This window comes from Empedobacter tilapiae (assembly GCF_004785645.1).
Lineage (GTDB): Bacteria > Bacteroidota > Bacteroidia > Flavobacteriales > Weeksellaceae > Empedobacter > Empedobacter tilapiae.
In genome coordinates, this window is sequence record NZ_SRPE01000002.1 from 360,653 (window position 1) to 378,422 (window position 17,770).

17 protein-coding genes and 1 tRNA gene are annotated in these 17,770 nt (G+C 28.7%); 9 read left to right on the forward strand and 9 right to left on the reverse strand.

From position 1 onward, the window contains the following. Positions 1–2 precede the first annotated feature (2 nt). Genes E4J94_RS03830 through E4J94_RS03840 form a run of 3 tightly spaced genes read left to right on the forward strand, consistent with a single transcriptional unit; the run spans position 3 to position 1,834 of the window. Positions 3–455: a type I restriction enzyme HsdR N-terminal domain-containing protein gene (locus tag E4J94_RS03830; protein ID WP_135834535.1), complete on the forward strand. Its 453-nt coding sequence runs from the start codon at positions 3–5 to the stop codon at positions 453–455. A 53-nt stretch (positions 456–508) separates the two neighbouring features. After that, entirely contained in the window at positions 509–1,273 is a 765-nt protein-coding gene (locus tag E4J94_RS03835; protein WP_135834536.1) for a hypothetical protein, read from the forward strand. A 15-nt stretch (positions 1,274–1,288) separates the two neighbouring features. Continuing rightward, positions 1,289–1,834 carry a DUF7832 domain-containing protein gene (locus tag E4J94_RS03840; protein ID WP_246034248.1) on the forward strand — a complete coding sequence of 182 codons (546 nt, stop codon included), beginning with the start codon at positions 1,289–1,291 and terminating at the stop codon, positions 1,832–1,834. 56 nt (positions 1,835–1,890) lie between these two features. On the opposite strand, the gene can is transcribed toward E4J94_RS03840, so the two are convergent. The 3 genes from can to E4J94_RS03855 form a co-directional block, all read right to left on the reverse strand. Next, positions 1,891–2,535, reverse strand: a complete 645-nt coding sequence (gene can / locus E4J94_RS03845) for a carbonate dehydratase (RefSeq protein ID WP_135834537.1) — start codon at positions 2,533–2,535, stop codon at positions 1,891–1,893. A gap of 44 nt (positions 2,536–2,579) precedes the next feature. Beyond that, a complete protein-coding gene (locus tag E4J94_RS03850) occupies positions 2,580–4,124 on the reverse strand; it encodes a SulP family inorganic anion transporter (RefSeq protein WP_135834538.1) in 1,545 nt (514 codons plus the stop codon). A gap of 103 nt (positions 4,125–4,227) precedes the next feature. Next, positions 4,228–4,518, reverse strand: coding sequence for a hypothetical protein (locus E4J94_RS03855; protein ID WP_135834539.1), 291 nt, complete (start codon positions 4,516–4,518; stop codon positions 4,228–4,230). Positions 4,519–4,777: 259 nt separating this feature from the next. On the opposite strand from E4J94_RS03855, the gene E4J94_RS03860 reads away from it, so the two are divergent. The 6 genes from E4J94_RS03860 (at position 4,778) to E4J94_RS03885 (ending at position 12,739) form a co-directional block, all read left to right on the forward strand. Beyond that, positions 4,778–5,617, forward strand: a complete 840-nt coding sequence (locus E4J94_RS03860; protein WP_246034249.1) for a hypothetical protein — start codon at positions 4,778–4,780, stop codon at positions 5,615–5,617. A gap of 183 nt (positions 5,618–5,800) precedes the next feature. Then, positions 5,801–7,687 (forward strand): S9 family peptidase, encoded by a 1,887-nt coding sequence (locus E4J94_RS03865; protein ID WP_168801822.1) that lies wholly within the window; start codon positions 5,801–5,803, stop codon positions 7,685–7,687. Positions 7,688–7,865: 178 nt separating this feature from the next. Beyond that, entirely contained in the window at positions 7,866–8,567 is a 702-nt protein-coding gene (locus E4J94_RS03870; RefSeq protein ID WP_135834540.1) for a hypothetical protein, read from the forward strand. 56 nt (positions 8,568–8,623) lie between these two features. Continuing rightward, the gene (locus E4J94_RS03875) at positions 8,624–10,813 is read left to right on the forward strand and encodes an ATP-binding protein (protein ID WP_135834541.1); all 2,190 of its coding nucleotides are present in this window, start codon (positions 8,624–8,626) and stop codon (positions 10,811–10,813) included. Beyond that, the gene (locus E4J94_RS03880; protein WP_135834542.1) at positions 10,803–11,357 is read left to right on the forward strand and encodes a biliverdin-producing heme oxygenase; all 555 of its coding nucleotides are present in this window, start codon (positions 10,803–10,805) and stop codon (positions 11,355–11,357) included. The genes E4J94_RS03875 and E4J94_RS03880 overlap by 11 nt, the downstream gene beginning before the upstream one ends. A 113-nt stretch (positions 11,358–11,470) precedes the next feature. Then, positions 11,471–12,739 carry an alkaline phosphatase family protein gene (locus E4J94_RS03885; RefSeq protein ID WP_135834543.1) on the forward strand — a complete coding sequence of 423 codons (1,269 nt, stop codon included), beginning with the start codon at positions 11,471–11,473 and terminating at the stop codon, positions 12,737–12,739. Between the two features lie 53 nt (positions 12,740–12,792). On the opposite strand, the gene E4J94_RS03890 is transcribed toward E4J94_RS03885, so the two are convergent. The 6 genes from E4J94_RS03890 to E4J94_RS03915 all read right to left on the reverse strand — a co-directional run bounded on the left by E4J94_RS03890 (position 12,793) and on the right by E4J94_RS03915 (position 17,743). After that, positions 12,793–13,749: an EamA family transporter gene (locus E4J94_RS03890; RefSeq protein WP_135834544.1), complete on the reverse strand. Its 957-nt coding sequence runs from the start codon at positions 13,747–13,749 to the stop codon at positions 12,793–12,795. A 70-nt stretch (positions 13,750–13,819) separates the two neighbouring features. Continuing rightward, a complete protein-coding gene (locus E4J94_RS03895) occupies positions 13,820–14,434 on the reverse strand; it encodes a deoxynucleoside kinase (RefSeq protein WP_135834545.1) in 615 nt (204 codons plus the stop codon). Between the two features lie 216 nt (positions 14,435–14,650). Beyond that, a complete protein-coding gene (locus E4J94_RS03900; protein ID WP_135834546.1) occupies positions 14,651–15,433 on the reverse strand; it encodes a hypothetical protein in 783 nt (260 codons plus the stop codon). Next, entirely contained in the window at positions 15,434–16,201 is a 768-nt protein-coding gene (locus tag E4J94_RS03905) for a sulfite exporter TauE/SafE family protein (RefSeq protein ID WP_135834547.1), read from the reverse strand. An 83-nt stretch (positions 16,202–16,284) separates the two neighbouring features. Beyond that, complete coding sequence (locus E4J94_RS03910) at positions 16,285–17,601, reverse strand: beta propeller repeat protein (RefSeq protein WP_135834548.1); 1,317 nt, start codon at positions 17,599–17,601, stop codon at positions 16,285–16,287. A 70-nt stretch (positions 17,602–17,671) separates the two neighbouring features. After that, positions 17,672–17,743, reverse strand: a tRNA-Arg gene (locus tag E4J94_RS03915). Positions 17,744–17,770: the final 27 nt, after the last annotated feature.

The following is a 17,770-nucleotide window of genomic DNA, read 5'->3' on the forward strand; positions in this document are numbered from 1 at the left end:
CAATGACTGAATTAGTACAATTAAATTTTTCCGAAAAATACCAAATAAGATTGAAACAAGCCCAAGATAAATTGCATATCTTTTGTTTGATTCGAAAAAAATGGTTGGTCTATACGCCTGAAGAATGGGTTAGGCAACACGTTCTGAATTATTTAATCAACGATTTGGGTTATTCAACTTCGGCTATTGCATTAGAAGTTGCAATTGATATTACAGGAATGCGAAAACGTGCGGATATTGTCGTTTATCAGCAAGAAAAACCATTTATTATGGTGGAATGTAAAGCGCCGCATATTGCAATTTCGCAAGCAACTTTTGATCAAATAGCACGTTACAATATTGTGTTAGGTTCTCAATTGTTGATGGTAACAAATGGTTTGAATCATTTTTATTGTATGATGGATTTTGTTCAAAAAAGATATAACTTCTTGAAAGAGTTACCAAAGAAGGAATAACGTGCTAATGTGTTGATTTATTGATGAGATAATTTTTAAAGAAATAGTTGATAATGTTTAATCCTTCGAGAAGAAATAGAAATATAGGTACAGTCAAACAGGGTTTTGGTCAGAATAATAAACTGACGATTTCTACTCCTTATGGTAATTATCAATCTTTTTATGAAAAACTAACAACTTATAAAAAAGAGAGTAGGATTATTAATAATCATGAGTTCGTGTTTGTAGTAGAAGATACTAGACCAAATTCTGTTCACGCATGTTCAATAAATGATATTGTGAAAATTATTTCAAATATACCTGTTGAGAATTATGGAGAATTAAAATTTATAGTTTTGAGACAACCAAAGCGAAAGGAGCAAATTATTTCGAGTGTTTGGGGAAGATTAATTTATTTATATGAATTCGAGAAAGAGGATTTTCCTGCTATCATTTTAGAATCTATAGATAAAGATTCAAGATTGATTTGGAGTAAAAAATTATCAGTTGATGAACGAAAAGAATTTGAAAAGCTCAAAGATGATGGACACATATTTGAAGAAAGTAATAAGTATTTTACATCAAAAATAGAACCTCAATTTGCAAGAAATACACAATTATATAGAACATTATTGCATGAGTTTGGACATTATGTACATTATTTAGAACAAGTAGAAAAACTAGGCCATGAAGATGAGGAATTTGATGAATGGGAGAAACGAAATGATATTCACATTAATCTTCCGAAAGAAGAGAAAGAAAAGTTTGCAAATAATTATGCAGATAAATTAAAATCAGAGCTGATTAAAAAAGGTGTGATTCCTTTCAAACCATTATAAAAATTAAAAAGCCAATTGAAAATAAATATAAAGCCAATTTTGTTTTTAATTTTATTTGTAAATATAAATTGTGTTAAACAGAATGAAGAACAACAAGTTATTAATTCTAAATTTGATGATGCTTCTTGGCATTATGGAAATGATTTTCCAGAAGATTTAGCTCAAGAAAATGTTTCAACTCATATTGGAATGTATATGAAGTGGTGTATAAACAATGATTTAATTTCTTCGGAGTTGAAAGAAGATTCACAAGTTGGAATTGATTCTGTGAAAAATAACATAATAACTGGAGCTGAGTTTATTAATAGTTATTCTGATGGTAAGTTTTTATCTACTGATTTAAGTGATATTGGAAGAAAATTTACAAATGATTATTACGAAGATAATAGTGATTTTTCTAAGAATAATGGATCATATTTAGATGATTACACAAAGATATTCGAGAAGATAATTGACAAAAAATCTGTTTATCATGTTGAAGACTCAGAACAAAATTATTTACTTATTAAAGCAAAGATTGATAGTAGATTTAAGGAATGGAAAACATTTACTTCTAAATGACAAAAGCCACTCTATTTGAGTGGCTTTTACATTACTAAAAATCTTATCTAAAAAAATTATTGAGTAATTTCTAATTGGAAAACTTGATCAAGCTCATCATTAGAGTTTAATGAAACATCTAAATCATTTACCAATCCTGTTCCAACTCCATAAACCCAACCATGAATATGCAATTCTTGTCCATTTGCCCAAGCATTTTGAACAATAGATGTTTTAGCTAAATTATAAACTTGTTCTCTTGCATTGATTTCTACAAAACGATCAAACCTTTCGTGCTCGTCTTGTATATTATTTAATTCGTCTTTATTAAATCGATAAACATCTTTGATATGTCGTAGCCAATTATCAATTAATCCGACAGATGCATTACCCATTGCAGTTTTTACACCACCGCAACCATAATGTCCGCATACAATAACATCTTTTACTTTTAATACATTTACTGCATAATCTAACACAGATAACATATTCATATCGGTATGGACAACCATATTGGCAATATTACGATGTACAAAAACTTCACCCGGTTTTGCACCAATAATTTCATTTGCAGGAACACGACTATCTGCACATCCAATCCATAAAAGAGGAGGTTGCTGACCATCGGCCAATTTGCTAAAAAAATCTGGATCTAAATTTAATTTTGATTCAACCCAAGCTCTGTTTTTATCTAATATATCTTTGTAATATTCGTTTGTCATTTTATTTTGTTTTTATTTGTTTAAAAATATTTCAGTTTTTATTATTAATGCGCTCCAGCTACTAAAACGTAACCAAAGAATTCTCTAAATGATGGAGGATTATCTACTGTTCCACGTTCAGAAATTAATCGAATGTTAATATTATTATTTTTTGCTTTTACTTTAAATTCATCTAAATATTCGATAATATCATAATCTAGAATACGAGTTTTTCTAACATCTAATTCTAAGTTAGAACCAGGTTTTAATCCATCTAATTCTTTTACAATAGCACCACGGTTAACAAAAGTTACTTCTTCTGCAAAATTCATATGAAAAATGTTCCCTTCTTTTACTAGCATTACATGCGAATTGTTATAAGATTTGATTAATGAAACAACAACACCAACGATTAAACCAATAATAATTCCTTTCAATAAATCTGTTGCAAGAATAGCAATAACGGTTACAGCAAAAGGAATTAGTTGATCTTTACCTAATTTTTTCATATCCAAAAACTGTTTAGGATTACCTAGTTTATAACCAATAACTAATAGGATAGAGGCTAATACAGCATTCGGGATTAAATTTAAAAAAACTGGAATAGAAATTACACTAACTAATAATAAAATTCCGTGTGTAATGGTAGAAAGTTTTGTAAGTCCGCCACTCATGGCATTTGCCGAAGAACGAACAATAACTTGGGTAACAGGTAAACCTCCAATTAAACCAGCTAAAGAATTTCCAATACCTTGAGCAATTAACTCACGATTTGTAGGTGTTTGACGTTTTAATGGATCTAGTTTATCAGTTGCTTCTACAGATAATAAAGATTCTAAAGATGCTACAATTGCAATAGTAAAAGCAACTTGCCATACTAAAGGATTCGTAAGTCCAGAAGCAAAATCAGGTGTTGTAAACTGTCCTATAAAGTCAGAAACACTTTCAGGTACAGGAACTTTCACTAACAAATCTTTATCAATTGCAAAAACTTCGTGATTGGTATCCCCAATTGTAATTTGATATAAAATACCAATTAATACTGCAACTAATGACCCTGGTAATAATTTGAAAAAGTTTGATTTTTTTCCTAAAATATTATCCCATACAATCAATATAAATAAAGAGATTGCTGTGATAATTATAGCTCCAGGCGTTATAAAATCTAAACTAAATGTATCAAAGCTAAAAGCTTCTTTATAACCTAATGCTAACGGAATTTGTTTCAAAAAAATAGAGATACCAATAGCACATAGCATTCCTTTGATAACCGATGATGGAAAGTAATAACCAATAACACCAGCTTTGAGAATACCTAATAGTATTTGAAAAATTCCTGCAATTACAACTGCAACTAAAAATAGTTCATAAGCTCCTAGATCTGTAATAGCAGTTAAAACAATAACAACCAAACCAGCTGCAGGTCCAGAAACTCCAATTTGAGATTTAGAAATAAGACCAACAACAATTCCTCCAACTATACCTGCTATAATACCGGCAAATAAAGGCGCACCACTGGCCAACGCAACACCTAAACATAAAGGTAATGCAACGAAAAAGACAACAATACTCGCAGGTATGTCCTTCTTCCAATTTTGAAAAAGATTCATAATAATTTTAAAATGAATTATTTAATATTTTAAGATGATGAAAATAAATTTGCTATTCTATTTCATAACTTTGAAAAGAATGAAGCAAAAAATCAGTTAAAAATTAAATAAATTCAGGAGGCGGTGTCGTTACACCATTATCTAAAGAAGAATATATCTTAGAATGATGATAATTTGAATGAGTAGTTTGCTTAGCATTAAAAAATGTAAACAATTTTATTTCGTGAAAATAATGTATTTTTTCTGTGATTTCGTTTGAAGAATTTTTTTGATTGTTTTCTTCTTCTGTTGATGTTTGAGAAAATAAAGTTTTAGAATCATCATTTGTAGAGTCATTACAAGTCTTTTGTTCTAATCTCATCTGATAATCTAGATACCCCGCAAGCCCTTGCATGTTCGTACTGAACACCAAAAGTAGCGTGAAAAAAATTCCAATAGTATGTTTTATCAGGTTATCCTTCATTATGTGACAAAAATATATTTTAATTTTTAATTACAAAATACTCAGAAACTTTTTTAATAAATATTTATCATTTTATTTTATGACGCTTAACAAAATATATTGATTAAAAATATCAATGGTATATAAAATTGATATCATAAATCATTTTTACTCAGTTTTATTAACAATAAATTTGCATAAAAATAAAATTTTGAAAAAGTATATAAGTGTAATGTTTTTGGTTGCTTTAGTTGCAACTACTTTTGGGCAAGGAAAAAATAATAAAGGGAAATTTTATATCTATTGGGGTTGGAACCATGCGCAGTATACAAAATCTGATATTCAATTTAAAGGAGATGGATATGATTTTACATTAGATAATGTTGTTGCACATGACCGTCAAACTTCTTTTGGAATCAAGTATTTTAATCCAAGCTCTATGACTATTCCTCAATATAACTTTCGTTTAGGATACTTTGTTACGGATAATTGGAATATTTCTTTCGGGATAGATCATATGAAATATGTAATGGATCAAGATCAAGTTGTTAAAATGAAAGGATCAATTAATACAGGATCTGAATTTGATGGAAATTATAATAACGTAGATAAAAAATTAACTGAAGATTTCTTAACTTTTGAACATACAGATGGTTTAAATTATGCAAATTTAGAAGTTCGTCGTTTTGATAATATTCAGCATTTTCCAATTACAAAAAATGGAAAAGGAATAGATGTTAATGTTACAGCTGGTTTAGGAGCAGGAATTTTATATCCTCGATCTAATGTTAAGTTGATGGGAAATGATCGCTATGATGAATTTCATTTAGCAGGTTTTGCTACAGCAGCAATGGTTGGAATTAACTTTACATTTTGGGATTATTTCTTTATTCAGGCAGAGATGAAAGGTGGATATGCAAATATGAATGATATTCGTACAACTTATGATAAATCAGATAAAGCAAAACAAGACTTTTTCTTTTCTCAACAAAACTTAGTTTTTGGAGCAATTATTCCTGTATTTACTCATAAAAATAAGTTAAACTTTTAATTAAGAGTCTAAATATAAAATATATAGCCTAATTTTAAGAATCGATTAGACGATTTGAAAAAAATTATTAGCGGAGACATCATTTGAATACAATTTGTATTGAATGATGTCTTTTTTATGATTAATATTTATTTAACTCAATAAAGAATTGTTATTTTTACAAGGAAATTGAATAAAATTAACATGAATAGATTTTCTATATTGGTCGCAAGTATTTTGATGACGACGACAGCAATGGGACAAAAAGTAATGACGCCAGAATTACTTTGGCAAGTAAAAAAAGTTGCTCCAGTTGGAGTAACAAAGGATCAAAAAAATCTGATTTACAAAGTAACTTCTACTAATGTAAAAACGCAAGAAGATACATCTAAAACTTATATGATTTCATTAGCAGGAGGAAAAGCTTCTGAAATTGAAGAATATAAGGCTCTTTTAGCAGATGAATCTTTAAATAAATCTCAAAAATATAAAGCTGAAACAGAAAAAGTTAAATTGCAAAAAGTATTTGGTTCAGATTATTATCCAGAAATGGATAAATCAAATGTTCAGATTTATAATGAATTAAATTACAGACATTGGGATACATGGAATGACGGTAATTACGATCATTTATTTGTATCAGAAAATAAAGAAAATGCAGCTAAAATTGATGTATTAAAAGACGAGCCTTATTCAGTTTCTGAATTTGTTTGGTCACCTGATGGAACAAAGGTTTTGTATGTTTCTAAAAAGAAATTTGGAACAGATTACGCTTTAAGCACAAATACAGATATTTATCAATATGATTTATCAACTAAAACGACGAAAAATATCACGGAAGGAAAAATGGGATATGATAATACACCAAGTTTTTCTTCTCAAGGGGATTTTGCTTTTTTGAGCATGGAGCGCGATGGTTATGAGGCAGATAAAAATGACTTAATCGTTCGCCGTGGTGATATCGAAATGAATATTACAAAACATTGGGACGGAACGGTACAAGGTTACAAATGGAGCAATGATGGAAACAAAATTTATTTCAATGCTCCAGTAGGAGGAACAATTCAACTATTTGAGGTTGATGTAAACTTCAAAATGAGAAAAATGCCTTTCATCAAACAAATAACAAAAGGTGATTTTGATATTGCAGATATCAAAGAAATTGTTGATAATAAAGCAATTGTCACAAAAACAGATATCAATCACGCTGCAGAAATTTATGTGGTCGATTTGAAATCTGGAGCATTAACACAATTAACAAACGAGAACAAAGATATCTTCGATCATATTGCTTTAAGTGATGTAAAAGCACGTAAAATCAAAACTACAGATGGAAAAGAAATGCATGCGTGGGTAATTTATCCACCAAATTTCGATCCGAATAAAAAGTATCCAACGTTATTATATTGTCAAGGTGGACCACAATCTGCTTTAACACAATTTTATTCGCCTCGTTGGAATTTCCAGTTAATGGCGGCACAAGGTTATATTGTTATTGCACCAAACCGTCGTGGAATGCCAGGTCATGGAGTAGAGTGGAATGAACAGATTTCGAAAGATTGGGGAGGACAAGTAATGCAAGATTATTTAGCTGCGATTGACGATATTTCGAAAGAGTCTTATGTAGATAAAGATCGTCGTGGAGCTGTTGGAGCATCTTATGGAGGGTATTCTGTTTATTATTTGGCAGGTATTCACGAAGGTCGTTTCAAATCATTTATTTCTCATAACGGTGTATTCGATTTGAAATCGATGTATGGAACAACAGAAGAAATTTTCTTTACAAACTGGGATGCTGGTGGCGCTTGGTGGGAAACTGATAACAAAGCTGCTCAGAAAACATATTCTAAATTTGATCCAAGTAGTACAGAATTAGTAAATAAATGGAATACGCCAATGTTAATTTACGTTGGTGGTCACGATTACCGCGTACCAATGGGACAAGGTCAAGAAGCTTATCAAATTTTACAGTTGAAAGGAATTAAATCTCGTTTTATTTATTTTCCAGAAGAAAATCACTGGGTGTTAAAACCTCAGAATTCTGTTATTTGGCATACAGAATTTTTCAAATGGCTAAAAGAAACATTGTAATTTAATTAATTTAAGAATCATAACTATAATTTAAAAGTGTAATTTCTATAGAAATTACACTTTTTTTATTTCTTTGAAAATCAATGACAATATCTAATAAACGATTCAATTATTTTTTTAAATTTTGTAGACTAGAATAATCGTTGTAAATTCAAAAACAGAAGTCAAAACCCAATTTATGAGTAAGGAGAATAACAAAATATACTTTTCAAATAGCCCATTTACTAACGGTCACAAAGTAATAGATTTTGTTTGGAATGCTCGCCTTGATCAGAATTTTGATCTTTGGATGGATCTTCATTTAGAATCAGATAATTATGATCAAGAAGAGGAATATAAGGATGATTTGGATGAGATAGATGATATTTCACAAGAGAATGCTGAGAAACAATTATGGATTAATTATGATCATGCTATCATCTCAAGTACGTATTGGAATAATAAAGGGATCAAGATAGAGAATGAAACGCAATTAGATTTTAATCTACTTAATAAAAAAATATTCGAAATAGATCCTCTTCCAATGAATCTTGATGAACCAGAAAGCCTTGCTTTTGGTGTTTCTATGTTAGGAAATGATTCGATAGCTCAACACGAAATAACTTTTTTAGATACAGAAGAATTTGGTGTCTTTGATATCAAATGGAAAGGTAAAATAGCGAATACTTATTTAGGAGAAACAGATTTTGATTATGATTTTTATGTGTATATGAAAAACATAAAATTTGGCGGAGTAAAAGTAGATCCTTCTTTAAAAAAAGAAGATGTAGTAGAATTTTTTAAATCTAAATTAACTCATTTCGAAGATTTTGAATTAGTTGAAACTGATGAATTAGAATTAGAAAATTATATTTTGAAATTAAAAAGACAAGAAGAATAAACAATAAAGTATTTTTTTACATTATACTTTAATTATTCTCTAAGTAACTTAACCATATGATCAACCAAATCATAAAAAACTGTGAAGATGAAGAAATTCAGTTCCTTAACGATATACAACCTTTTGGCTATTTGATAGGAATTCACAAAAAAACTCTTGAAATTGAATTTGTTTCTCAAAATATTGATGAAATATTTCAGATATCTCTAACAGAAATGTTAGGAGTGAACATTCATGAACTTCATGATTTTGATATAGATTTTGAAGAAGTTTTGAATCAGGATATAGGAGAGTTTTCTAGAAGAAATATTCAAATAGATTCAACAAGTTATCATATTACTACATTTTATACAAATGATTTTATTTATTTGGAATTAGAAAATATGATTGTACTAGAGAATAGGTTAGAGTATTATAGTTATTCAGAGCAAATTCTTTATTCTAAAACTATAGACTCTACATGGGATAGTTTAATTTCTTCAATTAAAAAATTAACGGGATATGAACGTGTAATGTTGTATCAGTTTTTAGAAGATGGAAGTGGAATAGTTATAGGTGAAAAAGTAAATAAAAATTTAGATTCATATTTAGGTTTAAGATTTCCTGAATTTGATATTCCTAAACAAGCTAGAGAGCTATATTTAGAGAAAAAAAGCAGGATGGTTTCTGACGTTAATAGCAAAAGAATTCCATTGATAAGTTTAAAAAATCAAAAAATTGATTTGATGTATTCTTCATTAAGAGCACTTTCTCCTATACATCTTCAATATCTTAAAAATACAAGTTGTTCAGCAAGTTTTTCAATATCAATAGTTATTAATGAGAAACTATGGGGCATTGTGGCTTGTCAAAATTCTGAACCAAAATTTATTCCTAATCAAGTCCGTTTACAAAGTGAATTGTTAACACGTTTGGCAAGAATGACTTATGCGAATTTTAAATCAAGCGAACAATTAAAATTTCAAAATCATTTTAATGAAATTGCTATAAAACTTAAAGAAAATCTTTTAACAGAAGAGAATCTTGAGAATTCAATGAATAGTAATTTGAGTCAAATTCTTCATTTAACAAAAGCGGATGGAATTGCTTTAATTAATTTTAATAAAGTTTTTAAAGAAGGTATAACACCTGAAGAAAGCGAGGTTTTAAGAATTAAAGAATGGGCTGTTAAAGAAAAAAGACATCAACTATTTACATCAAATTCTTTCTACGTAGATTATGGACAAGAATTGAATCTCAGTAAAAATGCAGCTGGAGTTATGTTTTGTTTTCTAGGCCAAGGTTTTAATCACTTTATAATTTGGTTCAAGAAAGAACATCTTCAAAAATTAAATTGGGCAGGAGAACCAAATAAGATTGAAAAAACTGAAATTCTTGAAGATAAAAAAGTACTTTCTTTTTCTCCAAGAACTTCATTTAAAATATGGAGAGAAGAAATTAAACATAAATCATTCATTTGGCTCGAAAAAGAAAAATATGTAGCGAAGGAAGTTGTAAAATTAATTATAGAGACACTTCATCTACAATCATTCAAAATACATAGTTTATACGAACAATTGAAAGAAATAAATGACGAATTGGATTCGTTCTCTTATACAGTTTCACATGATTTAAGAACACCTTTATCTATTATGAAATTAAATTGTCAGATGCTTCAACGAAGTCTGAAGGATGATGAAGTGAAAAATAATCGATTAAAAAGTGTTATAGATGAAATTGATAGGATGACGCAAATGATGCAAGATTTATTAGCATTAAGCAAAGCTAAAAAGTCTGAGATAAAATTGATAAATATCGAAACTAAACCAATTATTGATAAAATTGTACATGATGTTTTGTTATATTACAAAACATCAAATACCGAAGTTATTGTAGAAAATATTCATGATGTTTTAGGAGATAAAACAATGTTTTATGAAGTATTATTGAATATTATAGGAAATGCTGTGAAATATTCTTCACAAGAACAGAATCCAAAAATTATGATTTCATCAGAAATTGATAATAAGCATGTGATTTTTAAAGTAAAAGATAATGGAATTGGTATAAAAGAAGAAGATAATGATAAAATGTTTAAACTTTTTAGTAGAATGTCGAATACTGGAAATATTTCAGGAAATGGGGTAGGACTTTCTATTGCACATCGAATGATGAATAGAATGGATGGAAATATATCTTTTGATAGTAAAATAGGAGAAGGAACGACTTTTGTATTAACTTTTAAAAAATGTAAAGATGTTATCTGATTACTTAAAGAAAAAAACGGAAATTTATCATAAGGAAATAGAAGAGAAGTTAGAGTCTAACAAATTGTTTAATAGCACATTTACAGATAAGAATTATTATAAAATGTTACAAGTTAATCATGTTTTTCTTAAATCTTATGAAGATTCAATTAAGCAATTTTTGACAGAAAAAGATTTGAAAAACTTAGCATTAACAAAGCTAAATAAATTGCAATTAATTGAAAAAGATATTCAAGAATTGGGAATTGAACCACAAATGGCAAATAAACAATTTGAATTAGAAAGTAGAGCAGAAGCCATTGGCGCATTGTATGTTATTGAAGGCTCTATGCTTGGTGGAAATGTGATAGCTAAAACTTTAAAGAAATATCCTTTTTTGGAAAATAAAAGTTTTAATTATTTTGGACATTATGGAGAAAATCTTGGACAAGCATGGAAGAATTTTATAAATTATATCAATCAAGAATTCACAACAGAAGAGGAAAAGCAACAAGTTTTTCAAGGAGCTAAAAAGGCTTACGAAGATTTGATAAGTTTTGCATAGAAAAAATAAAAAAACTGATTTAATTAAAATTAAATCAGTTTTTTTATTTTTTCTTATCAAGATTTGATATTTTTTTAATTTATTTTAAATATAAAACTCTCTAAATTTGATACATGAAAAAATCAATACTTAGTATATTTTCCGCAATCATTTTAACTGTTTCAGTTACAGTAAATGCGCAAGAAATCGAAGAACAGATTGTAATTGAAAATCGTGTAAATGATGTTAAACAACAAGATAAACCTTATGTAATCTTGATTTCGGCAGATGGTTTTCGTTATGATTATGCTGAAAAACATGATGCAAAAAATTTATTAGAATTAGCAAAAAATGGAGTGAAAGCGAACGCAATGTATCCATCCTTTCCTTCTGTAACTTTTCCAAATCATTATACAATTGTAACAGGTTTAACTCCTATTCACCATGGCTTGGTTGGGAATAATATGTTAGATAGAGAAGTAGGAGATCGTTATTCATTAGGAAATAGAAATGCGGTTATCAATCCGAAATGGTACGGAGGAACTCCAATTTGGAATCTTGCTGAACAAAACAAAATGTTAGCGGCTTGTTATTATTGGCCAGGTTCAGAAGCGCCTATTAATGGTATGTTTCCAACTTATTCGTACAAGTATTCGGAGAAATCACCAATTGATTACCGTATTCAACAAGTTGTAAATTGGTTAAAATTGCCAGCTGAAAAACGACCTCACTTAATCACGTTTTATTTCCCAGAAGTAGATCACGCGGGACATTCTTTTGGCCCAGATGCGCCAGAAACCAAAGAAGCAGTACAGTTTGTAGATGAATCAATAAAAAAATTAAATGATGAGGTTGCTAAAACTGGATTAAAAGTAAACTTTGTCTTTGTTTCTGATCACGGAATGACGAGGATTGATGATGAAAATCCATTAAAATTACCAATTAAAATTGATGAATCAAAAATCCAAGTTGCTTCTAATGGATCCTATGTAAGTTTATTTGTAAAAGATAAAAGCGATATAGAGTTAATCTATAAAGAAATAAAAGCGACTCAGGATGATACGTTTGAGGTTTATAAAACGACAAATGTTCCGTCTAAATATCATTTTAATGCGAAAAATGATCGATTCAATCGTATAGGAGATATTATTTTGATTGCACATGCACCAAACTATTTTTCAAATAGAAATGCGCCAAAAGGTTCGCATGGATTTCTAGTTAAAGAAACACCAGAAATGAAAGCTACTTTTATGGCTTGGGGACCGAATATAAAAAGAGGAAAAGAAATTAAAGTATTTCCGAATACACAAGTTTATCCAATGCTTGCAAAATTATTAGGTTTGCCAATTCAAGATAAAATTGATGGGACAAATCAATTAGCTAATAAAATTTTATTGAAATAATTGTTTGGCACAAAATATAAAGCCAACTCATTGTGAGTTGGCTTTTTTTGTGATTATTTTTTCTTGAAATTTAGATTAGAAATAATAATTGCAAAGATTATAATTACAATTCCTGTCCATTGTATTGCTAAAACTTGTTCATGTAAAACGATGAATGCCATTGTAACAGAAACAGGTAATTCTATAGAAGCTACAATACTACCTAATCCTAATCCTGTGTTTGGAAACCCTTTGTTTAATAAGATAGGAGGCAAGACTGTTCCAAATAATGATAAGAACAATCCCCAAGTATAGAAAATCTTTAAATTTAATGGATGAATACCTGTAAGATCATCTGAAAAGTTTTTATATAAACTCATTAATCCTTCAGAATAATATGGTCCAATTTGACTAAAAAAGACAAATAAGGCAACAATAATTCCTCCACCGTAAAGCATATACAAACTCTTTTTATAAGGAGGTAAATAATTTGCGATACTATTTGAAGTAAACATAGTAGTTGTAAAGGAACAAGCTGCTAAGAATCCCCAAAATAATCCTTTAGGATTTAATTCTACATCTTGATTAATTAAATTTGTAGCTAATACAGTTCCAACTAAAACCAAAATCATTGAAATTAGTTTTTTAGCAGAAGGAATCTTTTTACTTAGAATACTTTCTACTAAAATGCTTAGCCAAACAGTTTGCATTAATAATACAATTGCAATTGAAACATTAATATATTGTACAGCTAGATAATAGAATAAACTTGTGAAACCTAATGAAGTTCCAGCTAGCATTAATCTTTTCTTATCTTTTGGTTTTATAGTAGGAATATTATTCCTCTTTTTAGACATAATCACATTGATAATTAATAATGAGATTATTCCTAAAACAAATTGAGAAGCGGTAACTTCTGCTGTTGTGTAACCTTGATCATATGCTACTTTTACAAATGTTGCTAACATTCCATAAAAACTAGCTCCCATTCCAACAAACAAGACACCCTTTAATAAATTCTTATTCTTCATAATTATTTTTCACAAAAAAAGGCTTGATTTTTTATCAATCAAGCCGCGCAAGTTACTATATTTTTTTTAACTAGAAAAGTCCATTTATTTCTCCTTCTATTTTGTTGAAGATAAGTCCTAAATCTTCCTTATTCTCAACAAAATCTAAATTATCTACATCAATTACCAAGACTTTTCCTTCTTTATAATTTGAAATCCATTTATCATATTTTTCGTTTAAACGACTTAAATAATCAATACTAATCGAGTTTTCATAATCGCGACCTCTTTTTTGGATTTGAGCTACTAAAGTAGGAATAGAAGCTTTAAGATAAATTAATAAATCTGGAGCTTCAACAAAACTTGTCATCAAATTAAAAACACGTAAATAGTTGTTATAATCTCTTGTAGACAAAAGTCCCATATCATTTAGGTTGCTCGCAAAAATATGTGCATCTTCATAAATTGTACGATCTTGAATAATATCTTTACCGCTTTCTCTAATTTCTTTTACTTGATTAAAACGACTTCCTAAGAAGTATATTTGAAGATTAAAAGCCCATTTTTCCATATCATTGTAAAAATCATCCAAATAAGGATTCATTTCTACATCTTCAAACTGAGCTGTCCAATTGTATTGTTTTGCTAAAAGATTTGTTAGAGTTGTTTTTCCTGCTCCAATATTTCCTGCGATGGCGATATGCATTTTCCAATTATTTTAACGTCTGCAAATATACTAAAGCTTAATTCTCAAAACAAAATCTAAGTATGCAACTCATAGAAAAATCTTTTTTTAGAAAAAAATTATTCCGATTGATTTATACATTTTTATTCAAGTTAAATTATAATTTATTTTTGGTTCAAAAGAAAACGTAATAAATTAATATTTAAGTTTAAATTATTGATAATCAATTTATTTATTCTATTTTAGAATATTATAAATATGCATTTTTGAACCATCAAAAGTATAAAGATTTAGTTCGTTAAAAGCCATACTTTTTACATTTTTTAAATCTATAAAAGTAGAAGTTGTTTTATCTGTTATATTTTTTGAAATTAGCTTGTTGTCTTTAATGTAAAAAATAACATCTTTATAAAAATAATATGGTGAACCATCAAAATCTAATTCAAAATTAGATTTAAAATTTCCATAATCATCATATACATAAATTATTTTTTGACCTTTTAAATAAACCAAATTTTTGTGTATGTGAATTTCTTCAATGGATTGATCGTTATTTTTAAGATAAATTTGTTTAGAATTTAAAATTGGTTTTTGCAATTGATAATTAAAATAGATTATTTTATTACCAATAATATCATAAAACCAACAAAATTGATTGTCAACAACTTTTAATGCTGTTGGTATAAAATCAGTCGACTTTAATTGAATAATATCTTGTATAGGATTAAGATTTTCATCTAAAACAGCCAATTGATTAAAATTAGAATAAATATATGTTCTAAGTGGATTTCCTATATCAACCGAAGTTATTACATTTTTTAGATTGACTACTTTACTCTTTTCTGACTGAAATATTTTTTCAATTTTTGTATCAGAAATCAAGTAAATAGAATTATTGAGATCAGTATCAATTGATTTTATAGTTTTATTTTCAATCAAAATAGAATCTTTTAACTCAAACTTTTGAGAAAAAACAGTAATAAATATCAAAACAAAAAAGATTGAAAAACTTGTCTTCATTTACTTGAAAATTACTTCATAACCAAATCTACAAATTGAGAGTAGTATTACCAAAATAAATATGTAACGAATAAATTTATTTCCTTTGTTAATAGCTAATTTAGCACCGATAAAACCTCCTAAAGCATTGCATAAAGCCATTGGTAAAGCTATTTTCCAAATAATTTGTCCTTTAATCAAAAACAAACAAATTGAACCAAAATTAGTTGCTAAATTGATCAGTTTTGCATTTGTGTTAGCTTTCAAAAAATCCATTCCGAGAAGGGTAACGAATCCCAAAATAAAGAAAGTTCCTGTTGCAGGACCAATAAAACCATCGTAAAAACCAACTGCTATGCTAACAATACAACCATTGATAATTGCAATATGATAAGGGATTTTACGTTCGGTTGCTTGTCCAAAATCTTTCTTGAAAATAGTATAAATTGCTAAAACAATTAAAATGATCAATAAAACTGGTTTCATAAAATCGTTGTTAATAATTGTTAACAATTGTGATCCTAAAAATGCAGAAATAAAAGCACATGTAGCCATAATAGCAAAGAGTTTCCAATCTATTTTCACTTTCTTTATGTATTGAGATGTTGCTAAAGCTGTACCACTAAATGCTGGAATTTTTAATGTTCCAATAACTGTAGAAACTGGTAAATTTGGTAAAAAAGCAAGTGATAAAGGTGTTTGTATTAACCCTCCACCTCCAACAATAGAGTCGATAAAGCCAGCGCAAAAAGCTGTTATACATAAATAGAATAGAATCTCGATTTCCAAAACAGAAAAATTTTGGCAAATGTAGAAATAGAAAAGGACAAAACGTTGATTTTGTCCTTTCTAAATTTTATCTAAGTAGTTTATTATTTTACAATAAATTTAACTGTTCCATAAGATCCGTCTGCGTAAGCTACACGAGCGTAATATACACCAGTTTTTAAAGCAGAAATGTTAACATCTTTAGATTTTACTTCTGAAAATTTTCTTCCTGTTAAATCTCCAACTAATACACTTTTTATTTCTTTATTAGATATAATATTAAGTGTATTACCATTAACAATAGCCTTCAGTTCAACTTTTGTTGCAGCTTGTTCTGTAGTGGCTAAAGTACAATTAGGTATGTCATTTAATTTTAGAATACCTCCTGTTCCTTTGTTATCTGATGTATAATGACCAACCCAAACAGATTTACAATCATGAGCACCAATAAATAGTCTTTGTTGACCATCATCTATATTTGTCCAATTTTTACCATTATCTTGCGTGTAAGCAGAACCTACTCCTAATTCAGATTCAGAGTTAAATCCTGTTGATAAAAAAATACCATTTGATCCTGGAATATATGATATGTCACCATCAAAATAACTATTAGATTCTAAAATATCCCAATTGTCACCACTATCTTCAGTTACCCAAAGTGTAGCTGTATTATCTATCAATAAACCATATTTTGATGAAGAGAAAGACATGTTAGCACTTGAATCTTCTCCTGAAAAATCATCAACAGGAGAGAAGTATGATTTCCAAGTAGCTCCTCTATCATTTGTATGCAAAATACGACCAGTACTTGATGTTAACCATAGATCTTCACCTAAGAAAACTCTACCTGCTACATAACCATACTCTTCACTGCTTAAAGTAGAAGGAGCTGTACTAAGTGTAGACCATGTATTTCCACCGTCTGTAGTTTTATACATTTCATATTTTCCATTGATAGGATCTCCAATAACTAAACCATTATTTGAATCAAAAAAATGAATAATATTTCCAAAAGAATTAGTTCCAAATACTCCTGAAACTTTAGTCCAAGATGTTCCGCTATTTGAAGTTTTCCATAAACCATTAGCAGCTCCTGAACCTGATGCAGGTGCTGTTACGATAAATGCTGTTGTTCCATTTATAGCTCCTACATCTGATATTAAAGCATTCGAAGGTAAGTTAGAAACCAGATTAGCTTTCCAATTAGTTCCTCCATCTGTTGTCACACCTATATATTTAGGATACGATTGATTTCCAGAACCATCAAAATAAGTAATCCAAGCCGTATTTTGATCTACAATAGAATATTCTCTTGCACCAAAAGATTGTAATGGAATACCACTATTTTGTGTTGTATAAGTTTGACCAAAAGATACAGCTACCGCAGCTATCGATAAAAGAGATAGTAATTTTTTTCTCATAATAATGTGTTAATTAATAATTAGTGTTACGCTAAAATAAAAAAAAAATCTCAAAAAAAAAATTAAAAAGTGACCGCGAAGGGATTCGAACCCTTACTGTCAGAACCGGAATCTGATATTCTATCCGTTAAATTACGCAGCCAAATGAATTGCAAATATAGATAAATAG

Bases quoted from the DNA above. Each gene is read 5' to 3' on its own strand.
- E4J94_RS03875 (WP_135834541.1), top strand. From the start codon at position 8,624: ATGATCAACCAAATCATAAAAAACTGTGAAGATGAAGAAATTCAGTTC.
- E4J94_RS03865 (WP_168801822.1), top strand. From the start codon at position 5,801: ATGAATAGATTTTCTATATTGGTCGCAAGTATTTTGATGACGACGACA.
- E4J94_RS03895 (WP_135834545.1), bottom strand. From the start codon at position 14,434: ATGCATATCGCCATCGCAGGAAATATTGGAGCAGGAAAAACAACTCTA.
- E4J94_RS03900 (WP_135834546.1), bottom strand. From the start codon at position 15,433: ATGAAGACAAGTTTTTCAATCTTTTTTGTTTTGATATTTATTACTGTT.
- E4J94_RS03880 (WP_135834542.1), top strand. From the start codon at position 10,803: ATGTTATCTGATTACTTAAAGAAAAAAACGGAAATTTATCATAAGGAA.
- E4J94_RS03890 (WP_135834544.1), bottom strand. From the start codon at position 13,749: ATGAAGAATAAGAATTTATTAAAGGGTGTCTTGTTTGTTGGAATGGGA.
- E4J94_RS03855 (WP_135834539.1), bottom strand. From the start codon at position 4,518: ATGCAAGGGCTTGCGGGGTATCTAGATTATCAGATGAGATTAGAACAA.
- E4J94_RS03885 (WP_135834543.1), top strand. From the start codon at position 11,471: ATGAAAAAATCAATACTTAGTATATTTTCCGCAATCATTTTAACTGTT.
- E4J94_RS03870 (WP_135834540.1), top strand. From the start codon at position 7,866: ATGAGTAAGGAGAATAACAAAATATACTTTTCAAATAGCCCATTTACT.
- E4J94_RS03830 (WP_135834535.1), top strand. From the start codon at position 3: ATGACTGAATTAGTACAATTAAATTTTTCCGAAAAATACCAAATAAGA.
- E4J94_RS03850 (WP_135834538.1), bottom strand. From the start codon at position 4,124: ATGAATCTTTTTCAAAATTGGAAGAAGGACATACCTGCGAGTATTGTT.
- can (WP_135834537.1), bottom strand. From the start codon at position 2,535: ATGACAAACGAATATTACAAAGATATATTAGATAAAAACAGAGCTTGG.
- E4J94_RS03910 (WP_135834548.1), bottom strand. From the start codon at position 17,601: ATGAGAAAAAAATTACTATCTCTTTTATCGATAGCTGCGGTAGCTGTA.
- E4J94_RS03835 (WP_135834536.1), top strand. From the start codon at position 509: ATGTTTAATCCTTCGAGAAGAAATAGAAATATAGGTACAGTCAAACAG.